Here is a 20,136-nt window from a genome sequence, read left to right as displayed (position 1 = left end):
TCACACACCGACCTTTTCCGTCGTGTTGTCGCGCTCCAACTGGACGTGCGCACGCATCAGTTCACCGGGGTTGGTCTGGGCGGCGAGGAGCGAGAGCTCCCCGCACAGCACGGTGGCCGCCGCGATGACGGCGAGGCGCCGCGCGTTCTCCCCGGGCTCGCGCTCGGCCCGGCAGCCGAGCCGGGCGAGGTTGGTCTCCACGAACTCGATCCCCTTGCCGTTGCCGACCGTGCCGACGATCAGGTTCGGCAGCGTGCAGGCGAAGTAGAGGTCGCCGTCGCGGTCCTCGGCCATGGTGACGCCCTGGGAGCCCTCGACGATGTTGGCCGCGTCCTGGCCGGTCGCCAGATAGAACCCGAGCAGCATGTTCGCGTAGTGGGCGTTGGCCGAGCGGATGCCGCCGGCGAGCAGGGTGCCGAGCATGTTCTTGCGGATGTTCAGCTGGACCACCTTGGCGGCGGTCGTGTGCAGCACGTCGGTGACGACGTCCCGCGGGATGAGCAGCTCCGTGACCACGTTCTTGCCGCGGCCGAGGATGCCGTTGATCGCGGTGGCCTTCTTGTCCGTGCAGTAGTTGCCCGAGATCGATCCGTAGGCGATCCCCGGAATCGTGGTCAGGAGGTGCTTCAGGAGCGCGTCGGAGGCCAGCGTCGCCATGTTGTGCCCGGAGGCGTCGCCGGTGGTGAACTCGAACCGGATGAACAGCAGGTTGGCGTTGATCTCGTGCCGGATGTTCACCAGCTCGGCGAACCGGCTGCAGCCGCGCACCACTTCGCGCAGCTCGTCGATGCGCGCGTCGATGGCGCGGGCGGCCACGTACGCGGTCTGCGCGTCCGTCGCCTCCACGAGCACCGAGCGGGTCATCCGCTCGTCGACGAGGGTGGCGACGATGCCCTTCTCGGCCAGCATGGAAACCTTGGCGCCGCGGCCCACGGAGGGCCACAGCGGCGTCTCGTAGGTGGCGAGCGGGACCTGCGTCTCGGTGGTGGCGACGTTCCCGGAGATGCGCAGCGGGCCGACCCAGCGCATCGGGACGCCTGCGATGGCGTGTGTCTCGGTCATCGGGTGCTTCCCGTCAGCTCGGTGGCGGCCGCGACGGAGCGCGAGCGCTGGGCGAAGGGCCCGGTCTCGATGCCCCGGTCGGCGCAGAAGGTGCGGAGTTCGCCGTGGATCAGCAGGTCGCAGCGCTGCAGTTCGGCGGGGGTGCGGGCGCCGAGCATGGTCTGCAGGGCGGCCAGCTGGTCGAGCCAGGTGGAGATCTGGGCGATGAGGGCGGAGACGCCCTCGTCCTTGAGGGTGCGCAGGAATCCGCCGGAGACGCCGACGCCGGACGCGCCGAGCGCCAGGGCGCGGGCCACGTCGAGGGCGTTGCGGACGCCGCCGGAGGCGAGGACCGGGATGCCGACGTCCTGGGTGTCCAGGAGGCAGGCGGCGGTGGACTGGCCCCAGCCGTGCAGGAAGGCGTACTCGCGCAGTTCGCGGCGGCCGTTCTCGATGCGGGCGAAGTCGGTGCCGCCGCGCCCCCCGAGGTCGGCGACCTTGACGCCGAGGCTCTCCAGGAGGAGGACGGTCTCGCGGCTGAGGCCGTTGCCGACCTCCTTGACGATCACGGGGACGTCGACGGCCGCGGCGATCTTCTCGATCTGCGGGACCCAGGAGGCGAACGACCGGTCACCCTCGGGCATCGGCGTTTCCTGGGCCGTGTTGATGTGGATCTGCAGGGCGTCGGCCCGCACCAGGTCGATGGCGCGCTGCGCCTTGTCGACGGAGGCGGTCGCGTTCACGTTGGCGAGGACGAACCCGTCGGGGTTCTCCTTGCGCAGCACGCTGAACGTCTCGGCGCACGACGGGTCCTTGAAGTACGCGCTCATCGAGCCGGAGGCGACGGCGACACCGGTCTCGCGGGCGGCGATGGCCAGGTCCCGGTTGATGACGCCGGTGCTGACGCTGCCGCCGGTCATCGCGTTGATGTAGAGCGGCACCGGCCAGGAGATGCCGGCGAAGCTCGTGGCCAGGGAGACGTCCGGCCGGTCGATGCCGGCCAGCGCGTGGTGGACGAACGACACCTCGTCGAACTGGTTCTGTCCGCTGTGCTGGCGCTGGTGCTCGACGGCGAGCCGGACGTGGTCGTCCTTGCGTTGAGAGATCATTCCTCGTTCCCTTCCATGGCGGGACGGATCGGCAAGGGCCGCACGCCCGCCGTGGTCCACCGTTTCTGTACGTGAGCGATGTCCTGGGCCGCCGCGGCGTCCAGCAGCGCGATGCCGCAGTCGCCGCCACCCGCCCCGGAGGGCTTGGCCGCGCCGCCGACGGCTTCGGCGGCGCCGCACAGCGCGGTGAGGCGGGGCGTGAAGATGCCGAGCCCGGCCGCCTCGTCGACGCGCGCCAGCTCCTGGCGGGCTCTGCGGATCTGGTGCAGCAGGGTGCCGTCGTCGCCGCGTTCCAGTGCGTCGGCGGCGGCGTGCACGAAGTCGTTGCTGGTCTCCACGAACGCGCGGTGCGCGGCGGTGCCCCGCCAGGCCCCGCGGTCGAGTCCGGAGACGAGCGCCGATGTCGAGGCGGGGTCTCCGGTCCAGCCGACCTGGAGCGCGAGGTCCTCGGGCGGCGGCAGCCGGCGTACCGCGAAGCCCGGCCAGGGCTCTCGCAGCGCCTTCTCGACGCCGGCCGCGCGGGCCAGGTCGAGTACGGCGGCGCGGTCGGGTGCCTGGTAGGTGATCCAGCCGCCCCAGGTGCTTGCGGCGAGGTCGCCTCCGGAGGCCTTGGGTTCCAGGCCCGCCGTGGCGAGCATGGCGAGCCGGTACCGGTCCTCGCGCGTCAGGTCGAGGCCGCAGAACGCGGCCACGGCGGCGACGGTCGCGACGGTCACCGCCCCGCTCGACCCGAGCCCGAACTTGGTGCCGTTCTCGTGCAGACCGCTGCTCACCGACACGTGCAACTCCGGTGCTTCCAGGCCGCGTTCGGCGAGGAGCCGGGCCACGATCTCGACGGAGGCCACCACGTGGGCCAGCCCCGCGCGCAGCCGCCGGTCGTCGTCCGGCGTCGATCCGGTCAGCTCACCGTCCCGCCACGCGCAGTGCGCGGGCGAGGCGAGGAGGTCGGAGGAGAGGACGACGCCCGGCGCGTCGGGCCCGGACACGGTGACGGTGATGTAGCGGTCGACCGCCACCAGGATCGCGGGGTTGGCCGGGTCCACCACGGCGTACTCGCCCGCGACGAACAGCTTGCCCGGCGCGCGCCGCACGACCGCCCGAGGCGGCATCATCCGTCCTCGTTCAGGAGCCGGGCGGCGGGTCCGGGCCGGGCGATGTGGATCGCGCCGCCCTGAGCGGCGGCGCGCACCGCGTGGGCGACCCGGTCCGCGTCCGCGTTGCGGCAGAGCACCTTCACGTTCGGCCCGGCGTCCATGGTGGCGTAGGCCGCCACCCCGTCCCGCCGCAGCCGCAGCACGGCGTCGAGCACGGTGATCGTGGCCGGGGAGAGGTAGCGGACCGCGGGGCGGGCCGCCAGCATCGTGGCGTGCATGCCGAGCGCGTTGCGCTCCGCGATCTCCCCGACGGCCTCCAGGTCGCCCCGGCCTAGCGCCCGGCGCATGTCGGCCAGGTCGTCCCTGCTGGACACCGCCCACGGCTCGTACAGCGGGGAGGTGTCGACGGTGCGCCGCATGGCCGCGCGGCTGGACACGTCCTTGGGCCCGGCGTTGACGACGGCGACGACCAGCGCGGGGTCGAGGGGGCCTGCGGGCACCGGCTCGGCGTACGAGCTGAGGTCCGCCTCCTCCTCGGTGCCGTCCTCGCGGCCGGCGTGCCAGACCACGAAGTCGCCGAAGAGGGAGCGGGAGGCCGAGCCCGATCCGCGCCGGGCGAGCCGGGACAGGGCGGTGGCGTCCAGGTCGAGGCCGTAGGCGGCGGCCGCGGCCACGGCCAGGGCGGCGAAGCCACTGGCGGAGGAGGCGAGTCCGGCGCCGGTGGGCACGGTGTTCTCGGTGTCCACGACGGCGCGGTGGTCTGCCCCGGCCCGCTCGCGCACCAGGTCGAGGAAGGTGACGATGCGCTGTCGCGCGTCGCCCTCGGCGGGCTTGCCGCCGAGCGTCACCTCGTCGTGGTCCGCGTCGGGGGCCGGCCGAACCCGGGTGGTCGTGGGGAAGATGTCCAGGGTCATCGACAGGCTGTCGGTGCGCGGCAGGATGAGCTTCTCGTCGCGCTTTCCCCAGTACTTGATGAGGGCGATGTTCGGGTGGGCCACGGCGGTCGCGGTACCCGTCGCGTCCGTGCGTGCCGAGCGCACCGCGGTGGCCTGCTGTTCAGCGCCCATGGCCGGTGAACCCCCTCAGCGGTACGACCCATGTCTGGACGGCGCCGGCCTCGTGCAGCCGCCGGGTCACCGCGCTCGCCCGCCCGGACCGGGTCAGCGCGATCACGCAGCCGCCCATGCCACCCCCCGTGATCTTGGCGCCGAGGCTGCCCGCCCCGAGCGCCCCGTCGACCAGTGCGTCGATCCGGTCGGTGCTCAACCCGGCGTCGCGCAGCAGCTCGTGATACTCCGTCATATGACTGCCGAGCTCCTCGGGCCTGTCGTCCGCGAGGGCGTGCCGGGACGCGTCGGTGAGCTCCGTGGCACGGCCCACGAACCGCTCCTGCGCCCCGGGGATCCGCTGGAAGCCTTCGCGCAGCAGCCCGACGGCGTCCTTGGTGCGACCCACCTCGCCGCTGTCGGCGACGATGAACAACCCCTCGCAGCCGATGGGGAGTTCCTCGGCGTGGCCCTGCTGGAAGAGGAGCGGCCCCGAGGCGCCCACGGCGGTGGCGTCGACACCGCTCGCCCGGCCGTGCGCCACGTTCTCCGCGGTCTGTACGAGGTCGAAGGCGGCCCGCGGGGTGACCCCGCGGTCGAAGAGGTCGGCCAGCGCGAAGACGACGGCGCGCGCGCACGCCGCGCTGGAGCCGAGGCCGCGGCCCGGTGGGATCGCGCAGTCCAGGATCACGTCGAGGTGGACGTCGTCGGTCACGTCCATGGTCGACCGGAACTCGGCGGTCAGCCGCCGCAGCCATTCGGATGCCTGCGTCGCCACCGGCCGCGAGGCGGATCCGGTCATCGTCAGGGACACGTCGCCGGAGTCGCCCGGGGTGCGGGCGGACCAGCCGGCGCTCGCCGTGACCGCCAGCTGCGGCACCGGGAGCGCGAGCGCGGGGGCGCCGTAGACGACCGCGTGCTCCCCCAGCAAAATGGTCTTCGCGTGGGCGCGCCCGATTCCGACCGACCGAGCACGTCGAATGTCCGACAACCCCTCCGCCGAGGCCGATGACGTCAACGCGCTCAGCTCCCTTTGTCTTTTCTGCATGGAGATCGCATCATCCAGAGTTCTAGGAAGAAATGAAGCCGGCCGGGTTCCGTGAGAAACCCGGCCGTTCCAGAGAAAAGGGCCCGCGCAGAAGCAGGTCATCGCTTCTCCACAAGCCCTTGATCTTCAGGCCCTGGCGGGCGAATCGCCGTCAGGAATCCGAACGCAGCAGATTCTCCACGCGCTTCTGCCACTGGTAGTAGGAGGCGATCTTGTGGTATTCGCCCTTGGGCGTCGACGCGATGCCGTAGACGTAGTTGCGGCCCGTCGTGTCGTACGGGGCGTTCCTGATGAGCCGGTCGAACGTCGGCGCCAGATCGATGGGCAGGCCCAGCGGCTCCGGCGTCATGACCGAGTACGTGAAGCGGTTGATCTCCGGCGAGTCCCAGCCGAGGGTCACGTAGATGACGAAGGAGCGCTCGCAGAACTTGAGCAGCTCCGCGCTCGGCTCGGCGAGGCCGAGTTCGCCGAGGATCGCCCTGACGCCCTTCTCCTCGAAGACCTCGGCCGGCACACGGTCGCCGACGCCGCCGCCGAAGTACAGGTTCATGGTGCGCTTGGAGTAGTCGATGCCGACCGTGCTCACCATGTCGGCGAGGCCCCACTTCTTGAAGAAGTCGAGGTTGGCGGCGACACCCTCGGGGATCGAGGGGAGCTTGGCCAGGTCAGCGACCTTGACCAGGTTCTCGGCGCTGGGGAAGGACCAGGTCTTCGTGAACCCGCCGGCGACCCCGAAGTCGACGCCGCAGCTGGTGATGGGCAGGTTCTCGTGGACCTCCTTCAGCAGGCTGCCGACCGGGTGCTCCGTCTTCGGCGTGAGGCCGTGCTCCAGGGCGCGGGCGTACGGGTCGAAGCCCTTCGGCAGCATGGTGAAGCGGCAGTCGAGGTCGTCGGCGCTGCTGCCGGTCGACGCTCGGAAGGAGATCACGGAGTTGCCGAGGAACTCCTCGTAGGCGTTCAGGATCGGCCAGACCTTCTCGCGTGAACTCGTGACGTCCACGAGCTGAGCCGTCTTCTCGATGACCGAGTACAGCTCGTTCAAGTCGGTGGTCTCAGACATGGTTCCTCCATGGGGCGATCGGCGGACGCCTGCGGAACGGCAGGGTGAATCTCACGCTTAGGGGCATCAATTCCCTCTTCGACCTGCGGAGTTCCCCCCTCGGGACAACTCCGGGTCAGGGCAGGCCCATCGGCACGCCTGCAAAGGGAGGGGTGCCATCGCACGCGCGGATCTCGCACCACCCGCAAAGAGGGTGGGACGGCACGCATGGGATGGATTGCGTGGGGAATCGGAAGTGCGTCGGGCTCGGGCCCGGCCTCGCCGGCGTCGGCCGGCGGCTACGGCGCTCAACCCCCGGCCTCGCGGCGGGTTTTGGGCAGAGTCGGCGTGCAGAAATAGTGACACGGGGCGGACCGCCGGGCCAAGGCCCTCCCCGAGTGACGCGGGTCACACGAACGGCGGGGCGGGGCCGCTGAGTTCGGCCCCGCCCCGCCGTTCGTCCGTCAGCCGCCGCAGGGCCTCACGCGTACGGCGGATCGCTCACGCGTACTGGCAGATGCCCCGCGGCACGTACGACCCGTGCCCCGCGCGTCCCGCGTACACCCGGTCCTCGATCACCGGAACGCCCCGGGACAGCACCGTCTCCACGCGTCCGGTGACCCGCTTGCCCTCGTACGCCGAGTAGTCGACGTTCATGTGGTGTGTCTGCGCGGAGATGGTCTGCTCCGCGTGCGGGTCGTAGATGACGATGTCCGCGTCGGCGCCCGGCGCGATGGTGCCCTTCTTCGGGTAGAGGCCGAACATCCGGGCCGGCGTGGCGCAGGCGACCTCGATCCAGCGGCGCCGGCTGATGTGCCCGTCGACGACGGCCTGGTGCAGCAGGTCCATGCGGTTCTCCACTCCCGGCAGGCCGTTCGGGATCTTGGAGAAGTCGTCCCGGCCCATCTCCTTCTGCCCCTTGAAGCAGAACGGGCAGTGGTCGGTGGAGACGACCTGGAGGTCGTTCGTGCGCAGCCCGCGCCACAGCGCCGCCTGGTGCTCGCGGGGGCGCAGCGGCGTGGAGCAGACGTACTTGGCGCCCTCGAAGCCGGGCTCGGCGAGGTTGTCGGTGGACAGGAAGAGGTACTGCGGACAGGTCTCCCCGAAGACCGGCAGACCGTCGTCCCGCGCGCGGGCCAGCTCGGCGACGGCCTCCTGCGCGGAGACGTGCACCACGTACAGCGGGGCGCCGGCCACCTGGCTCAGCTTGATGACGCGGTGCGTCGCCTCGGCCTCCAGGAGCGCCTTGCGGACCTCGCCGTGGTAGCGGGGGTCCCGTTCGCCGCGGGCGAGGGCCTGCTCCACCAGGACGTCGATGGCGAGTCCGTTCTCCGCGTGCGTCATCACCAGGCCGCCGTTGGTGCTCGCGCGCTGCATCGCCCGGAGGATCTGCCCGTCGTCGGAGAGGAAGACGCCCGGGTAGGCGGTGAAGAGCTTGAACGAGCTGACGCCGGCCGAGACGAGCGCGTCCATCTCCTTGAGCGAGGACGCGTTCACGTCGGACATGATCATGTGGAAGCCGTAGTCGACGGCGCACCGTCCGGCCGCCTTCGCGTGCCAGGTCTCCAGCCCCTCCGCGAGCGTCCCGCCCTTGGGCTGGATCGCGAAGTCGACGATGGTGGTCGTACCGCCCCAGGCCGCGGCGCGGGTGCCGGTCTCGAAGGTGTCCGCCGCGGTGGTGCCGCCGAACGGCATCTCCATGTGGGTGTGGGCGTCGACGCCACCCGGGATCACGTACTTGCCGGTGGCGTCGATCACGCGGTCGGCGGTGAAGCCGTGGCTGTCGCGGGTGGCCAGCGCCACCACCCGGCCGTCCTCGGCCAGGACGTCGACGGGCAGTTCGTCGGAGGCCGTGATGACCAGGCCGCCGGTGATCAGCGTGCGGTTGCTCATGTGGTGCGCTCCCTATTCCTGCGGGCCCGCGCGGTGCCGCGCGGGCCTCCGGACGAACTAGGCGCTCCGCAGGGCCCGTTCGAGGATCGAGGCGCCCTCTTCCGCCTCCGCGACGGTCAGCGAGAGCGGCGGTGCGATGCGCAGCACGCTGGTGTCGTGCCCGCCGCCCTTGCCGATCAGGAGACCGCCCTCGCGGGCCGCCTCGAGCACGGCGGCGGCCGCGCGCGGGTTGGGCCGGTCGGTGCCCGGCTCGACCAGTTCGACGCCGATCATGAGCCCGCGTCCGCGCACCTCGCGTACGACGGGCAGCTGCGCGCAGATCGCCCGGAGCCGCTCGATGAGGAGGCCGCCCACCCGCCGGGCGTTGCCCTGGAGGTCGTGCTCCAGGAGGTACGCGAGGTTGGCGAGGCCGGCCGCCATGGTGACCGGGGAGCCGCCGAACGTGGAGATGGAGTTGGCGTCGAGACCGTTCATGACCTCGGCCCCGGCCACCACGCCGCCGATCGACATGCCGTTGCCGATGCCCTTGGCGAAGGTGAGGATGTCCGGCGGGCCGCTCTGCGCGTGCGCCTGCCAGCCCCAGAAGTGGTCGCCGGTGCGGCCCCAGCCGGTCTGGACCTCGTCGGAGATCCACAGGATGCCGTGCTCGTCGAGGACCTCGCGGAAGGCCGCGTAGAGGCCGTCGGGCGGCGAGGTGAAGCCGCCGACGCCCTGGACGGGTTCGGCGATGAGGGCCGCCACTCCCCCGCGGGTCTGCCCGAGCATGTCGCGCAGGTCGGCCACGCAGGCGGCGGTGAACCCGGCGTCGCTCAGGTCGGCGTACGGACCTCGGCTGCGGACGCCGCCGTGCACGTAGAGCGTCTGCAGCGGCGAGAGGCTGGTGGGCGACCACGACTGGTTGCCGGTGATGCCGACGGTGGAGAAGGAGCGGCCGTGGTAGCTGTTGCGCATCGCCAGGATCTGGTTCGAGCGGCGGTGGGTGGTGGCGAGCAGCAGCGCCGCGTCGTTGGCCTCGGTGCCCGAGGTGGTGAAGAAGACGCGCGCGTCGGGGATGCCCGACAACGCCGCGACGCGCTCGGCGAGTTCGACCATCGGGCGGTTCAGATAGAGGGTCGAGGAGTGGATGATCCGGCCCGCCTGCTCGCTCACCGCCTTGGTGACCTCGGGCAGCGCGTGCGCCGTCATGGTGGTGAGGATGCCGCCGAAGAAGTCGAGGTACTTGGTGCCCGCGGCGTCCCACACGTGGCGGCCCTCGCCATGGGTGAGCTCCAGGGGCCGCTGGTAGTAGAGCGCGAGCCAGTCGGGCAGCACGGCCCGGTGGCGGTCGTACAGGTCGGTCACGGCTGCACCAGTCCTTCGTAGGCGTCGGGTCGGCGGTCGCGGTAGAACGCCCACTGCTGGCGTACTTCCTCGATGAGGGCGAAGTCGAGGTCCCGCACGACGAGTTCCTCGGCCTTGTCGCTCGCGGGCTCGCCGACGAACTGGCCGCGGGGGTCGACGAAGTAGCTGGTGCCGTAGAAGTCGTTGTCGCCGTACTCCTCCTGGCCGACGCGGTTGATCGCGGCGACGAAGTACTCGTTGGCGACGGCCGCGGCGGGCTGTTCGAGCTGCCAGAGGTAGCCGGAGAGGCCGCGCGAGGTGGCTGAGGGGTTGTAGACGATCTGGGCGCCGTTGAGCCCCAACTGCCGCCAGCCCTCCGGGAAGTGGCGGTCGTAGCAGATGTAGACGCCGACCTTGCCGACCGCGGTGTCGAAGACCGGCCAGCCGAGGTTGCCGGGCTTGAAGTAGTACTTCTCCCAGAACCCCTTCACCTGGGGGATGTGGTGCTTGCGGTACTTGCCGAGATAGCTTCCGTCGGCGTCGATCACGGCCGCGGTGTTGAAGTAGAAGCCGGACTGCTCGACCTCGAAGACGGGGACGACGATCACCATGCCGGTCTCGCGGGCGAGCGCCTTCATCCGGGTCACCGTGGGGCCGTCGGGCACCGGCTCCGCCCAGCGGTAGTGCTCGGCCTCCTGGACCTGGCAGAAGTAGGGGGCGTTGAAGACCTCCTGGAAGCCGATGACCTTCGCCCCTTGGCGGGCCGCCTCGCGGGCGTGCTCCTCATGCTTGGCGATCATGGATTCGGTGTCGCCCGTCCAGGTTGCCTGGACCAGTGCGGCGCGTACGACGTTGACCATGAGCTGCTCCTTCGCAAGTCCGTGAGAGGACGTCAGAGAGCTTCTACGCACGTAGACTTGCTGCGTGGATTAGGAGAACGTAAGCCTCCGCCGACGGGCTGAGCAAGACCATCGCCGTCAACCGGCGGAGTCGATCATGTTTCACACCCGAGCGGCCGAGAAACGGGCCGAAAGGGACAGGGCCGGGCGGCGGGGTCAGGCGCTGAAGCCCGCCACCCGCAGGGCGTGCACGAGATCCCAGTGGTGTTCGTCGGAGACTCCCTTGGCCGTCTCCAGGAGGACGGGTATGAGGCGGTGCGGATCCGTGTGGGCGCAGCGGGCGACGTCCTCGGAGGTGCGGACGCGGACGTAGGAGTCCAGGAGCGCGCGGGCCTCCCGCTCCCGGCCCGCGTCCATGAGGGCGAGGATCGCCTCGGCGATCTCGGGCGCGGGGCGCGCGACGCCCTGTCGCAGCAGCTTTCTGCAGTCGTCGCCGCGGCCCGCCCCGGCCAGCGCGTCGGCCAGCGCGACGAGCCGGTCGGGCGGCAGGGAGGCGGCCTCCCACAACAGGGTGGCCCAGTCGGCGCCGAGGCCGGCGCGGTGCAGTTCGCCGGCGAAGAGCGGAAGACGGGCCGCGGGCCAGGCCGCGGCCTCGACGAGCACGCCGTGCGCCTCACCGCTGCGGCCCTCGCCCCGGAGCCGGATGAGGTCGCGGACGGCTTCGGAGGTGGCGCGGGCGTCGGCGTCGGGTGCGGCTTCGGCATGGGCCCGGGGCCGCGCCTGGGCTCCCGCGAGGTGCGGGGCGGCTTCCCGCGCCGCCGGAGCGGACGCGGCCGAAGGGGCCGCCGCCTGCGGGAAGCGCGCGCCTCGGGGCGGCTCACCGGAGGGCGCGGGGTCAGGCCCGGTCACCGGTCCGCGCGTGCCCTGCCCACCGCCGTCCCCGAACCCGGCGAACCGTGCGCCGCGCGGCCGGCGCCGGGAACGCCCGGGACCCTGCCGGGGTACGCGGGGCCCGGCGTCCGGCGCCGAGTGGCGCGGCGCGGGGGTGGGGCCTAGGCCGTCGGCCGGGTCCGGGCCCACGGCGTGGCCGTCGACGACCACCCCGCCGTCCTCCACGCCGAAGCCGGCCCCGCCGGCGTCCGCACCGGAGCCGGCGAAGCTCCCGTCGAACTCGCCCGCGAAGCCACCGTCATACCCCCCCGCGAAACCCTCGGCCGCGCCCTCGCCGAACGAGTCCGCCGACGCGTCCGCCCCCGGCGCCCCCGCGCCGAGGTCCACCCACGTCGGGCGCTCCGCGTCGGTCAGTCGGTCCATGCGCTCCCGGAGCTCCGCGCACCGTGCCGTCGCCCGCTCGTGGTCGTCCCGCACCCACGCCAGGTCGAGGTTGACGCGGTCGGCCTCGTCCGCGCCGACCGCCGCGGCCAGCTGCCGTTCCAGGTCCGCCTGCCGCTCCAGGGCGACCCGCTGCTCCCTGAGCATCATGTCGAGTCGATCGGCGAGGAGTTCCCGGCCGCCGGGGCGGGCGTCGTACGCGTCGAGCGAGGACCGGTGCAGGGCCTGGGCCCGGCCCCGTTCCCGCTCGGCCTCGGGGACGCCCCGGTCCGCCGCGAGGTCGTGGAGCAGCGCCTGCACCACGTCCCACGGCGGCACCTCGGCACCGTCCAGACAGGCCCGCATGCCGTCGGGGTCGCGCTGCCAGAACACGCCGCACCAGCCCGTGTCCTGGTCGAGACGCCCGAGCAGTTCCCTCAGGTACTTCGCGAACTCCCCCGCCTGGTCCGGGAGTTGTCCCACTGCCATCTGTTCAGCACCGCCCCGTGGAGACTTGGAGTCTTCCGGTCCGGAAGATAACACCAGATGAGTTACGGGACGACTACATGCAGTTTTCCGGCCCCGCTCTCCGCAGGTCACCCACGAGTCCATCGACTTCGTGACACCACGGGGACAGCACGAGGACACCGCGCGGACACTCCCCGACGTAGATCATCCGTACGATTCTCCGGTGACACGAGAGACCATCGACTACGGACAGTTCGCCGACCGCCTGCGGGCCTGGCAACAGGGCGGCCCCCGGTGGGAGTTGCTCGACGCGGTGCAGCGCGAGTGGGGGCACGAGGATCCCGGCGGCGAGCCCGGCCACTCCCGGTGGGGCGGGGAGAACCGGACGGACGGCATCGACTGGGCGCTGCCCGTCCCCGTGGCGCTGAACGAGTGGTGGGACTCGCCGCTCAACTCCTTCGCCTTCGATCCGCGGCTGTACTGGGTGCACACCCAGTGGCCGCCGGCTGTCTCGGAGCTGGAGGTCGCCGCCGACAGCGATCTCGTCGCCGGCCCCGGTGGCGACCGCCGGGTCTGCGTCTTCATGTCCGAGTACCACTACGCCCACGCGTGGGGCTATCTCGCCGCCGAGGCCGAACTCCCCGACCCGCGCGTGCTGGTGAGCGTCGGTGGGGAGTGGGCGGTGCAGAGCAGGTCGCTCTCCGAGTTCCTGACGCAGCTGGCCTTCGAGCGTTTGCCCGCGCACTACGGCTGGACGCTGCGGGTGCCCGCGGAGACCGTCGACGCGGACCCGGAGATCGTGCGGCGGTTGACCTCCTCGTACCGCGAACTGGGGCTGCTGCCCTGGCAGGAGATGGGCACCGACGCGCTGTCGTACGGCGCTCCCGACGCGGTCGTACGGCACGGCCGCGGCCCCGGCGCCGACTTCAGGATCGTCATCAACGCCCGCACCCGCGAGGCGCTCGTCGCGGTCGCCGGGACGCTCGGCGTCGACTGGTCGGGCGACAAGGCGATCCGGCCGCCGGCCCAGGTGCCCGAGCCCCTGGAGGAGCTCGGGCCGGTCTCCCTCGCGGCGGGCGACGCGGACGGCCGGGGGCGCTGGAGCGTGGTCTCGCGCGGACACAGCGCGCCGCCCTCGGTGCCGGGCGCCGCCGCCGCGCTCGTCACCGCGCCGGGCGCACTGCGCTCGGTGGCCGCCGACCGGGACGCGACGACGCTGGTGGCGGGCGAGGCGGACGGCTCGGTGCACGTCCTGGAGACCGACGACGAGTCCCCCGAGACGATCACCCTGTCCCTGCACCGCGCCCCGGTCACCGCGCTCGCCTGCCTCGAACTGGACGGTGGCGCGCGCCTGGTGTTCAGCGGCGACGAGAACGGCGTGATCCGGTACTGGAGCACCCGCCGCAAGCCGATGCGCTCCCCGTTCGCCCGCCGCCGCACGCCCGTCCGCGCACTCGCCGCCGCTCGGCTGGAGACCGGGCCCGCGCTCGCCGCGGCCTGGGACGACGGTCTCGTACGGCTGTGGGACCTCGGGTCGGACGCGGTGGCCGGCCTGCGCCTGGGCACCGGCATGCGGTTCCTCGGCCTCGATGCGGACGGCACCCTGCGCGTCACCGACGGGAGCGGCACCGCCGTGCTCCGCCTGGACACCGCGCAGCTGTGGCCGCACCGCGATCTGCGGCTGCGCCTCGACGGCGTCGACTGGGGCTCGCTGTGGACGGCCCGCGGGCCCGGCCACATGATCCCCGACCTGATCGGCAAGGTCGCCTCGGACGACAAGCAGACGGCGGTGGACGCGGTCCACGACCTGTACCGGCTGCTGGTCTCCAAGGAGGCCGCGTCAACGGCGGCCGTCCCCGCCATCCCGTTCCTGGTCGACCTGATGACCGACCCGGACAACCTCTCGCGCAGCACGCTGCTGCTGTTGATAGCCGACCTCGCCGACGTCGGCCAGGCGCGCGGCGGCCGGGGCGACGCCCAGCTCGCCGCCGTCCGCGAGGCCCTGCCCCGGCTGCGGTATCTGCACGACGACCCGGAGTCGTCCATCCGCTGGGCGGCCGGCGAGCTGGAGAAGAACTGCGCGGCCGCCCCGGCCTCGTAGCGCGCGGGCGGCCGGGGACCGTGCCGGTCACGGCCCCCGGACGCCCCGGCTCACTTCTCCGGCCGCACCACCATCGCCGAACCGCCGCCCCTGCGGGTCTTCTCCGCGGCGGCGAGCCACTTGCCGTCGGGCAGCCGCTGCACGCCCGTGGCCGCGCCGATCTCGGGGTTCTGCTTGAAGGAGTGCCCGAGGGACTCCAGGGACGCGCGCAACGGGCTGTTGTAGAGCTCCGGTTCGAGCTCGGTCTGTGCGGCGTTGCGCTGGCTCGCGCGGGGCGCGGCGATGGCGTCGACCAGCGGCAGGCCCCGGTCCACGAAGCCCGTCAGGGTCTGCAGCACGGTCGTGACGATGGTCGCGCCGCCCGGCGAGCCGAGCGCCACCACCGGCTTGCCGTGCTTCAGCACGACGGTCGGGGCGATCGAGGAGCGCGGCCGCTTGCCGGGCCCCGGCAGGTTCGGGTCGTGCACCGCCGGGTCGGCGGGCGCGAAGGAGAAGTCGGTGAGTTCGTTGTTGAGCAGGAAGCCGCGGCCCGGGACGGTGATGCCGCTGCCACCCGTCGACTCGATGGTGAGGGTGTACGCCACGACGTTGCCCCACTTGTCGGCCGCCGTGAGGTGCGTGGTGTTCTCGCCCTCGTAGGTCGTCGGGGCCGCCTTGTCACCGGCAGCGCAGGCCCCGGGGTGGCGCGGGTCGCCGGGCGCGAGCGGGCTCTTGAGGACGGCGTCGTCCTTGATCAGGCACTCCCGCGAGTCGGCGAACCGCTGGGAGAGGAGCTGCTTCGTCGGTACGTCCTCGAAGGCGGGGTCGCCCACCCAGCGCCCGCGGTCGGCGAACGCGATGCGGCTGGCCTCGATGTAGCGGTGCAGGTAGGCCGCCTTCGACGCCTTGGAGAGGTCGGTGCGCTCCAGGATGTTCAGCGCCTCGCCGACGGTGGTGCCGCCGGAGGAGGACGGGGCGATGGAGTAGACGTCGAGGCCGCGGTAGGAGGTCTTCGTGGGCTTCTGCCGCTTCACGCCGTACGCCGCGAGGTCCTTGGCGGAGAGGTCGCCGGGCCGGGCCACCCGGCCGGAGCCGGGGTCGACGGGCGGCTTGTTCACCGTGCGCACGATGTCCTTCGCGAGCTTGCCGCGGTAGAGCGCGTCCACGCCCTTGCGGCCGAGCTCCGCGTAGGTGCGGGCCAGGTCGGGGTTCTTGAACGTCGAGCCGACCACCGGCAGCTTGCCGCCGGGCAGGAAGAGCTTCGCCGTGGCGGGGAAGTCCGCGAACCGCTCCTGGTTGGACTCGGTCTGGGTGCGGAACGTCGGGTCGACGGTGAATCCGTCGCGCGCGAGCCGCTCGGCGGGCTTCAGGAGCGTGCCGAGGCTCTTGCTGCCCCAGGTGTCGAGCGCCGACTGCCAGGTGGCGGGCGTGCCGGGGGTGCCGACGCTGAGACCGCTGGTGACCGCGTCGGCGAAGGGCAGCGGTTTGCCGTTCTCCAGGAAGAGCCCGGAGTCGGCGGTGCGCGGGGCGGTCTCGCGGCCGTCGATGGTGCCGACCTTGCCGGTCCTGGCGTCGTAGTGGACGAAGTACCCGCCGCCGCCCACGCCCGCCGAGTACGGCTCGGTGACACCGAGCGCCGCGGCGGTGGCGACGGCCGCGTCCACGGCGTTGCCGCCCTTCCTCAGGACCTCGATGCCGGCCGCCGAGGCGTCCGGGTCGACGCTGGACACCGCACCGCCGGATCCGACGGCGACGGGCACCTTCTTCGGGGCGCCCGCACCCGCCCCGGGGTGCACGGACGCCGGGTGTGCGGACGCCGGTTCCGCTGAGCGCGTAGGCGAAGGGGGCGCGGCCGCACCGACCGACACCAATACCCCTCCGACCGCCCATAGCGTCAGATTACGTGCGACAGCGCGACGCATTCGTACCTCCAGTCAACAGCCGTCTGCGCAGCGTAACTTCGAGTCCGCCGTCGCGTCAGGACCTCCTCGAACACGGGTCCGGCGGACCGCTAGCATGCGCCCCCATGACTGAAGACGTGCGGAACATCGTCCTCGGCCTGATCGCGGTCGGCATCAGCGCCGCCCTTGGCTGGCTCGTCCGCGGCGCCCTGTGGAAGCGCAGGCTCCGCCGCAAGCAGGCCTTCTTCGGGCTGCCCGAGAACTCCGAGTCGCTGCTCGTGGTGAACCGCGACGCGGGCGGTCCCGAGCTGATGGTGGTTCGGCAGGACGTGTTCGCGCTCATCGAGCTGGCCGCGGTGATCAAGGAGTGCGGGGCACACGCCCAGGTCGTCGCGCACGACGCGGCCCAGCAGGGCTTCGGCGAGCGCACCGAGTTCTGCGTCGGCAACCCGGTGGCGAACCGCCGGATGGCCGCGCACATGCACTCCCTGCTGCCGGGCGTACGGGTGAACACCGAGCCCGAGCCGGTGCCCGACCGCGGCGCCTTCCAGATCGGCCCCGAGCGCTACCGCCTGGAGTCGGGACTCACCGAGTACGTGATCCTCGCCCGGCTCACCGCGGATCAGGGCCAGGACGCCCGGCCGGTCTTCCTCTTCTGCGGGCAGCGCGCGGTGACCAGCCAGGCGGCCACCCGCTATCTGGCCCGGCACCACGAGAAGCTCGCCCGCAAGCACGGCAACAAGCCCTTCGTGCTGCTCCTGAAGATCGTCAACTCGCAGGCGTACGGTCCCGACGTCGTCGAGGTCGTCGCGGACGTGACGCAGGACGCCAGGACCCCGCTGCCCACACCGGCCCGCGCCTCCCATCGCGCCAAGTGACCCGGCCCTCACGGAGCGCCGACACCATTCCCGCTCTTCTGTGACCCAGCAGGCATTTTCCGGACAACGGACAACCCGTCGGGGCGATCCGCCCTCTTTCCGTGCAGACCGATTCGCACGGAGGTACGTTCCTTGACCCCCCAGAGCTCTTCGAGCCGCCGACGCCCCCTTCACGCCCGCCACACGGCGGTCGCGGGCCTCGCGGTGCTCACCGCCGCCCTGTCCGCCTGTTCGGGCGGCAGCGGCTCGTCCGGCGACGACCGGGCCGCCGAGAAGCCGAAGATCTCGGTGAACCTCTCGGGACAGCAGGCGAAGGCGGGCGGCCCGGTCACGGTGAAGCTGGCCGACGGCAAGCTGAAGGAGGTGACCGTCACCGACGACAAGGGCACGACGCTGCCCGGCAAGGTCTCGGCGAACGGCACCACCTGGACCTCGCAGCGCACGGTGGCCCCCGGCACCGCGTACCGGGTCCAGGCCGGCACCGACCAGGGCGGCACCGCCAAGTCGTCCTTCAAGACGGCCGCGCCCGAGCAGGTGAACAAGGTGACGCTGGCCCCGGGCAAGGGCACCACCGTCGGCGTCGCCCAGCCGCTGTCGATCACCTTCGACCACCCGGTCCGCAACAAGGCCGAGGTCGAGAAGAAGCTGAAGGTGACGACCTCGAACGGCACCACGGGAGCATGGGGCTGGATCAAGAACTACGACGGCAAGGACCGCGTCGACTGGCGGCCCAAGGAGTACTGGAAGTCCGGCACCGAGGTGAAGCTGGACGCGCAGCTGAGCGGCGTCGACTCCGGCGGCGACGACTGGTTCGTGCGCGACTACGCCACGAACTTCACCGTCGGCAGGAACCAGGTCGTCAAGGTGAACCTGGACAGCAAGACGGCGACGCTCCAGCGCGACGGCAAGACCGTGAAGTCGCTGCCGATGTCGGCCGGTACCCCCGGCGGCGAGAAGGCCTCCTGGGGCGGCACCTCCGTGCTGATGTCGAAGGAGGGCACGATCAACATGCGCTCCGAGACGGTCGGACTCTCCGGCAGCAACAGCTACAACAAGATGGTCGACGACTCCATGCGGCTGACCTGGTCGGGCATGTACGCCCACGCGGCCCCGTGGAACGCCTCGTACTTCGGCAACACCAACCACAGCTCGGGCTGCATCGGCATGAGCGACTCCAACGCCGACTGGCTGTATGGCCAGGCACAGATCGGCGACCCCTTCGAGGTCACCGGCAGCGGCTCCAAGGGCGTCCCCGACCCGGGCAACGGCTACGGCGAGTGGAACCTCTCCTGGTCGGACTGGCAGGCCAAGAGCGCGCTGAAGTAGCCGCCCCGCCTCCCCCAGGGGTCACTGAGGCTTCAACTATCGTTACCGGGGCGTAACTTACCGACGGGTTACCCCCGGTAAACAATCGCGGTTACCGTCGGGTCACTTTGCACTTTCAACGAGTGAGGAAGTGACCCGTGAGAGCTCCGCACCCCCACCGTGCCCTGCGCACGACCACCGTCGGCGCCGTCTCCGCGACCCTCGTCGCGGGCGCCGCCCTCGGTCTCGCCCCGACGGCGCAGGCGGCACCGGCCGCGGCGCCGCCGGCCGCGGGCTCCGCGGACGTGCGCTTCGTCGACATCCCCGGCGACGGCGGCACGATCCTCAAGGCCAACGTCTTCACCCCCGAGGGGGCGAAGGCCGGGACGACGTACCCCTCGATCGTGCTGCCCACCAGCTGGGCCATGCCGCAGATCGAGTACGTCGCCCAGGCCCAGAAGCTCGCCAACGCCGGGTACGTCGTGGTCAGTTACAACTCGCGCGGCTTCTGGCAGTCCGGCGGCGAGATAGAGACCGCGGGCCCCGAGGACATCGCCGACGCCTCCAAGGTCATCGACTGGACGCTCGCCCACACCCCGGCCGACCCCTCGAAGGTCGGCATGGCGGGCGTGTCGTACGGTGCGGGCATCAGCCTGCTCGTCGCCGGGCACGACAAGCGCGTCAAGGCCGTCGCCGCCCTGAGCGGCTGGGGCGACCTCATCGACTCGATCTACAGCGGCCGCACCCAGCACGCCCAGGCGGCGGCCCTGCTGGGCGGCGCGGGCGCGCTCACCGGCCGGCCGAGCGCCGAACTCCAGCAGACGTTGAAGGACTTCCTCGGGTCCAACCTGGACAAGGAGGACGAGATGATCGCCTGGGGTGCCAAGCGCTCCCCCGCGACCTACCTCGACGACATCAACGACAACGGCGCCGCCGTCATGCTCGGCAACGCCTGGGGCGACACGCTCTTCCCGCCCAACCAGTACGCCGAGTTCTACGAGCGCCTCACCGGCCCCAAGCGCCTGGAGTTCCGCCCCGGCGACCACGCGACGGCGGAGGCCACCGGCCTGCTCGGACTGCCCAACGACACCTGGACCTCCACCCAGCGGTGGTTCGACCACTACCTCAAGGGCGCCGACAACGGCATCGACAAGGAGCAGCCGGTCCAGCTCAAGTCCCGCTCGGAGGGCGGCTACGAGGGCTACCCGGACTGGAAGTCGGTCGGCGCCACCCGCAAGAAGATCGCGATGGCGGACTCCACGACGATCCACACGAACGTCGACTCGGGCGCCAACGGCGGCATCGCCATCCTCTCCAACGCCCTCGACCAGTTCCTGAAGATCCCCCCGATGGCGTCGGTGCCACTGCTCCCGCGCCGCTACACGGGCGTCTGGCAGTCGGAGCGCTACACCTCGGTCCAACGGGTGCGCGGCACTGCCGAGCTGCACACAACGCTCACCCCGACCAAGGAGAGCGGCACCCTCGTCGCGTACCTCTACGACGTGGGCCCGCTCGGCCTCGGCAAGCTGGTCAGCAACGCGCCGTACACCTTCCACGGCAAGACGCCCGGGAAGCCGTTCGGCGTGGACCTGGAGTTGTTCTCCACGGCCTACGACGTACCGGCGGGCCACAAGCTCGCCCTGGTCGTCGACACGGTCGACCCGCTCTACATCGAGCACAACCCGGCCGGCGCGCAGCTGACCTTCTCCTCGCCGGCGACGGACCCGTCGTACCTGTCCGTTCCCCTGCGCGAGCAGTGATCTC

At 71.8% G+C, this 20,136-nt stretch carries 15 protein-coding genes; 4 read left to right on the top strand and 11 right to left on the bottom strand.

The window, feature by feature from the left end:
* The 10 genes from ACZ6B8_RS09990 to ACZ6B8_RS09945 all read right to left on the bottom strand — a co-directional run bounded on the left by ACZ6B8_RS09990 (position 1) and on the right by ACZ6B8_RS09945 (position 12,229).
* On the bottom strand, positions 1 to 1,062 hold the full coding sequence (locus tag ACZ6B8_RS09990; RefSeq protein ID WP_471078370.1) for a hydroxymethylglutaryl-CoA reductase: 1,062 nt from the start codon (positions 1,060 to 1,062) through the stop codon (positions 1 to 3).
* Positions 1,059 to 2,150 (bottom strand): type 2 isopentenyl-diphosphate Delta-isomerase, encoded by a 1,092-nt coding sequence (gene fni, locus ACZ6B8_RS09985; RefSeq protein ID WP_471606876.1) that lies wholly within the window; start codon positions 2,148 to 2,150, stop codon positions 1,059 to 1,061. The genes ACZ6B8_RS09990 and fni overlap by 4 nt, the downstream gene beginning before the upstream one ends.
* Positions 2,147 to 3,262 (bottom strand): phosphomevalonate kinase, encoded by a 1,116-nt coding sequence (locus tag ACZ6B8_RS09980; RefSeq protein WP_471606875.1) that lies wholly within the window; start codon positions 3,260 to 3,262, stop codon positions 2,147 to 2,149. The genes fni and ACZ6B8_RS09980 overlap by 4 nt, the downstream gene beginning before the upstream one ends.
* Entirely contained in the window at positions 3,259 to 4,311 is a 1,053-nt protein-coding gene (mvaD, locus tag ACZ6B8_RS09975; RefSeq protein WP_471606874.1) for a diphosphomevalonate decarboxylase, read from the bottom strand. Before mvaD ends, ACZ6B8_RS09980 begins: the two co-directional genes overlap by 4 nt.
* Positions 4,301 to 5,338 (bottom strand): mevalonate kinase, encoded by a 1,038-nt coding sequence (mvk, locus tag ACZ6B8_RS09970; protein ID WP_471606873.1) that lies wholly within the window; start codon positions 5,336 to 5,338, stop codon positions 4,301 to 4,303. Before mvk ends, mvaD begins: the two co-directional genes overlap by 11 nt.
* A 151-nt stretch (positions 5,339 to 5,489) precedes the next feature.
* Positions 5,490 to 6,398 (bottom strand): aromatic prenyltransferase, encoded by a 909-nt coding sequence (locus tag ACZ6B8_RS09965; protein ID WP_471606872.1) that lies wholly within the window; start codon positions 6,396 to 6,398, stop codon positions 5,490 to 5,492.
* A gap of 480 nt (positions 6,399 to 6,878) precedes the next feature.
* Positions 6,879 to 8,270: a dihydropyrimidinase gene (gene hydA, locus ACZ6B8_RS09960; protein WP_471078352.1), complete on the bottom strand. Its 1,392-nt coding sequence runs from the start codon at positions 8,268 to 8,270 to the stop codon at positions 6,879 to 6,881.
* 57 nt (positions 8,271 to 8,327) lie between these two features.
* Entirely contained in the window at positions 8,328 to 9,611 is a 1,284-nt protein-coding gene (locus ACZ6B8_RS09955) for an aspartate aminotransferase family protein (RefSeq protein WP_471606871.1), read from the bottom strand.
* On the bottom strand, positions 9,608 to 10,450 hold the full coding sequence (locus ACZ6B8_RS09950; protein WP_471606870.1) for a nitrilase-related carbon-nitrogen hydrolase: 843 nt from the start codon (positions 10,448 to 10,450) through the stop codon (positions 9,608 to 9,610). The genes ACZ6B8_RS09955 and ACZ6B8_RS09950 overlap by 4 nt, the downstream gene beginning before the upstream one ends.
* 195 nt (positions 10,451 to 10,645) lie before the next feature.
* Positions 10,646 to 12,229: a hypothetical protein gene (locus ACZ6B8_RS09945; protein ID WP_471606869.1), complete on the bottom strand. Its 1,584-nt coding sequence runs from the start codon at positions 12,227 to 12,229 to the stop codon at positions 10,646 to 10,648.
* A 202-nt stretch (positions 12,230 to 12,431) separates the two neighbouring features.
* On the opposite strand from ACZ6B8_RS09945, the gene ACZ6B8_RS09940 reads away from it, so the two are divergent.
* On the top strand, positions 12,432 to 14,309 hold the full coding sequence (locus ACZ6B8_RS09940) for a WD40 repeat domain-containing protein (protein ID WP_471606868.1): 1,878 nt from the start codon (positions 12,432 to 12,434) through the stop codon (positions 14,307 to 14,309).
* 50 nt (positions 14,310 to 14,359) lie between these two features.
* Here ACZ6B8_RS09940 and ggt read toward each other — a convergent pair whose 3' ends face one another.
* Positions 14,360 to 16,210: a gamma-glutamyltransferase gene (gene ggt / locus ACZ6B8_RS09935; RefSeq protein ID WP_471606867.1), complete on the bottom strand. Its 1,851-nt coding sequence runs from the start codon at positions 16,208 to 16,210 to the stop codon at positions 14,360 to 14,362.
* Positions 16,211 to 16,314: 104 nt separating this feature from the next.
* Between ggt and ACZ6B8_RS09930 the strand changes: the two genes are divergently transcribed.
* The 3 genes from ACZ6B8_RS09930 (at position 16,315) to ACZ6B8_RS09920 (ending at position 20,132) form a co-directional block, all read left to right on the top strand.
* Entirely contained in the window at positions 16,315 to 17,067 is a 753-nt protein-coding gene (locus ACZ6B8_RS09930; protein WP_471606866.1) for a hypothetical protein, read from the top strand.
* A 132-nt stretch (positions 17,068 to 17,199) separates the two neighbouring features.
* Positions 17,200 to 18,393, top strand: a complete 1,194-nt coding sequence (locus ACZ6B8_RS09925) for a L,D-transpeptidase (protein WP_471606865.1) — start codon at positions 17,200 to 17,202, stop codon at positions 18,391 to 18,393.
* Positions 18,394 to 18,530: 137 nt separating this feature from the next.
* A complete protein-coding gene (locus ACZ6B8_RS09920) occupies positions 18,531 to 20,132 on the top strand; it encodes a CocE/NonD family hydrolase (protein WP_471606864.1) in 1,602 nt (533 codons plus the stop codon).
* Positions 20,133 to 20,136 lie beyond the last annotated feature (4 nt).

Source organism: Streptomyces sp. NPDC041122, assembly GCF_055592445.1.
Note: the sequence above shows the minus strand (reverse complement) of the source record. Positions and strands in the feature narration are given on the sequence as shown.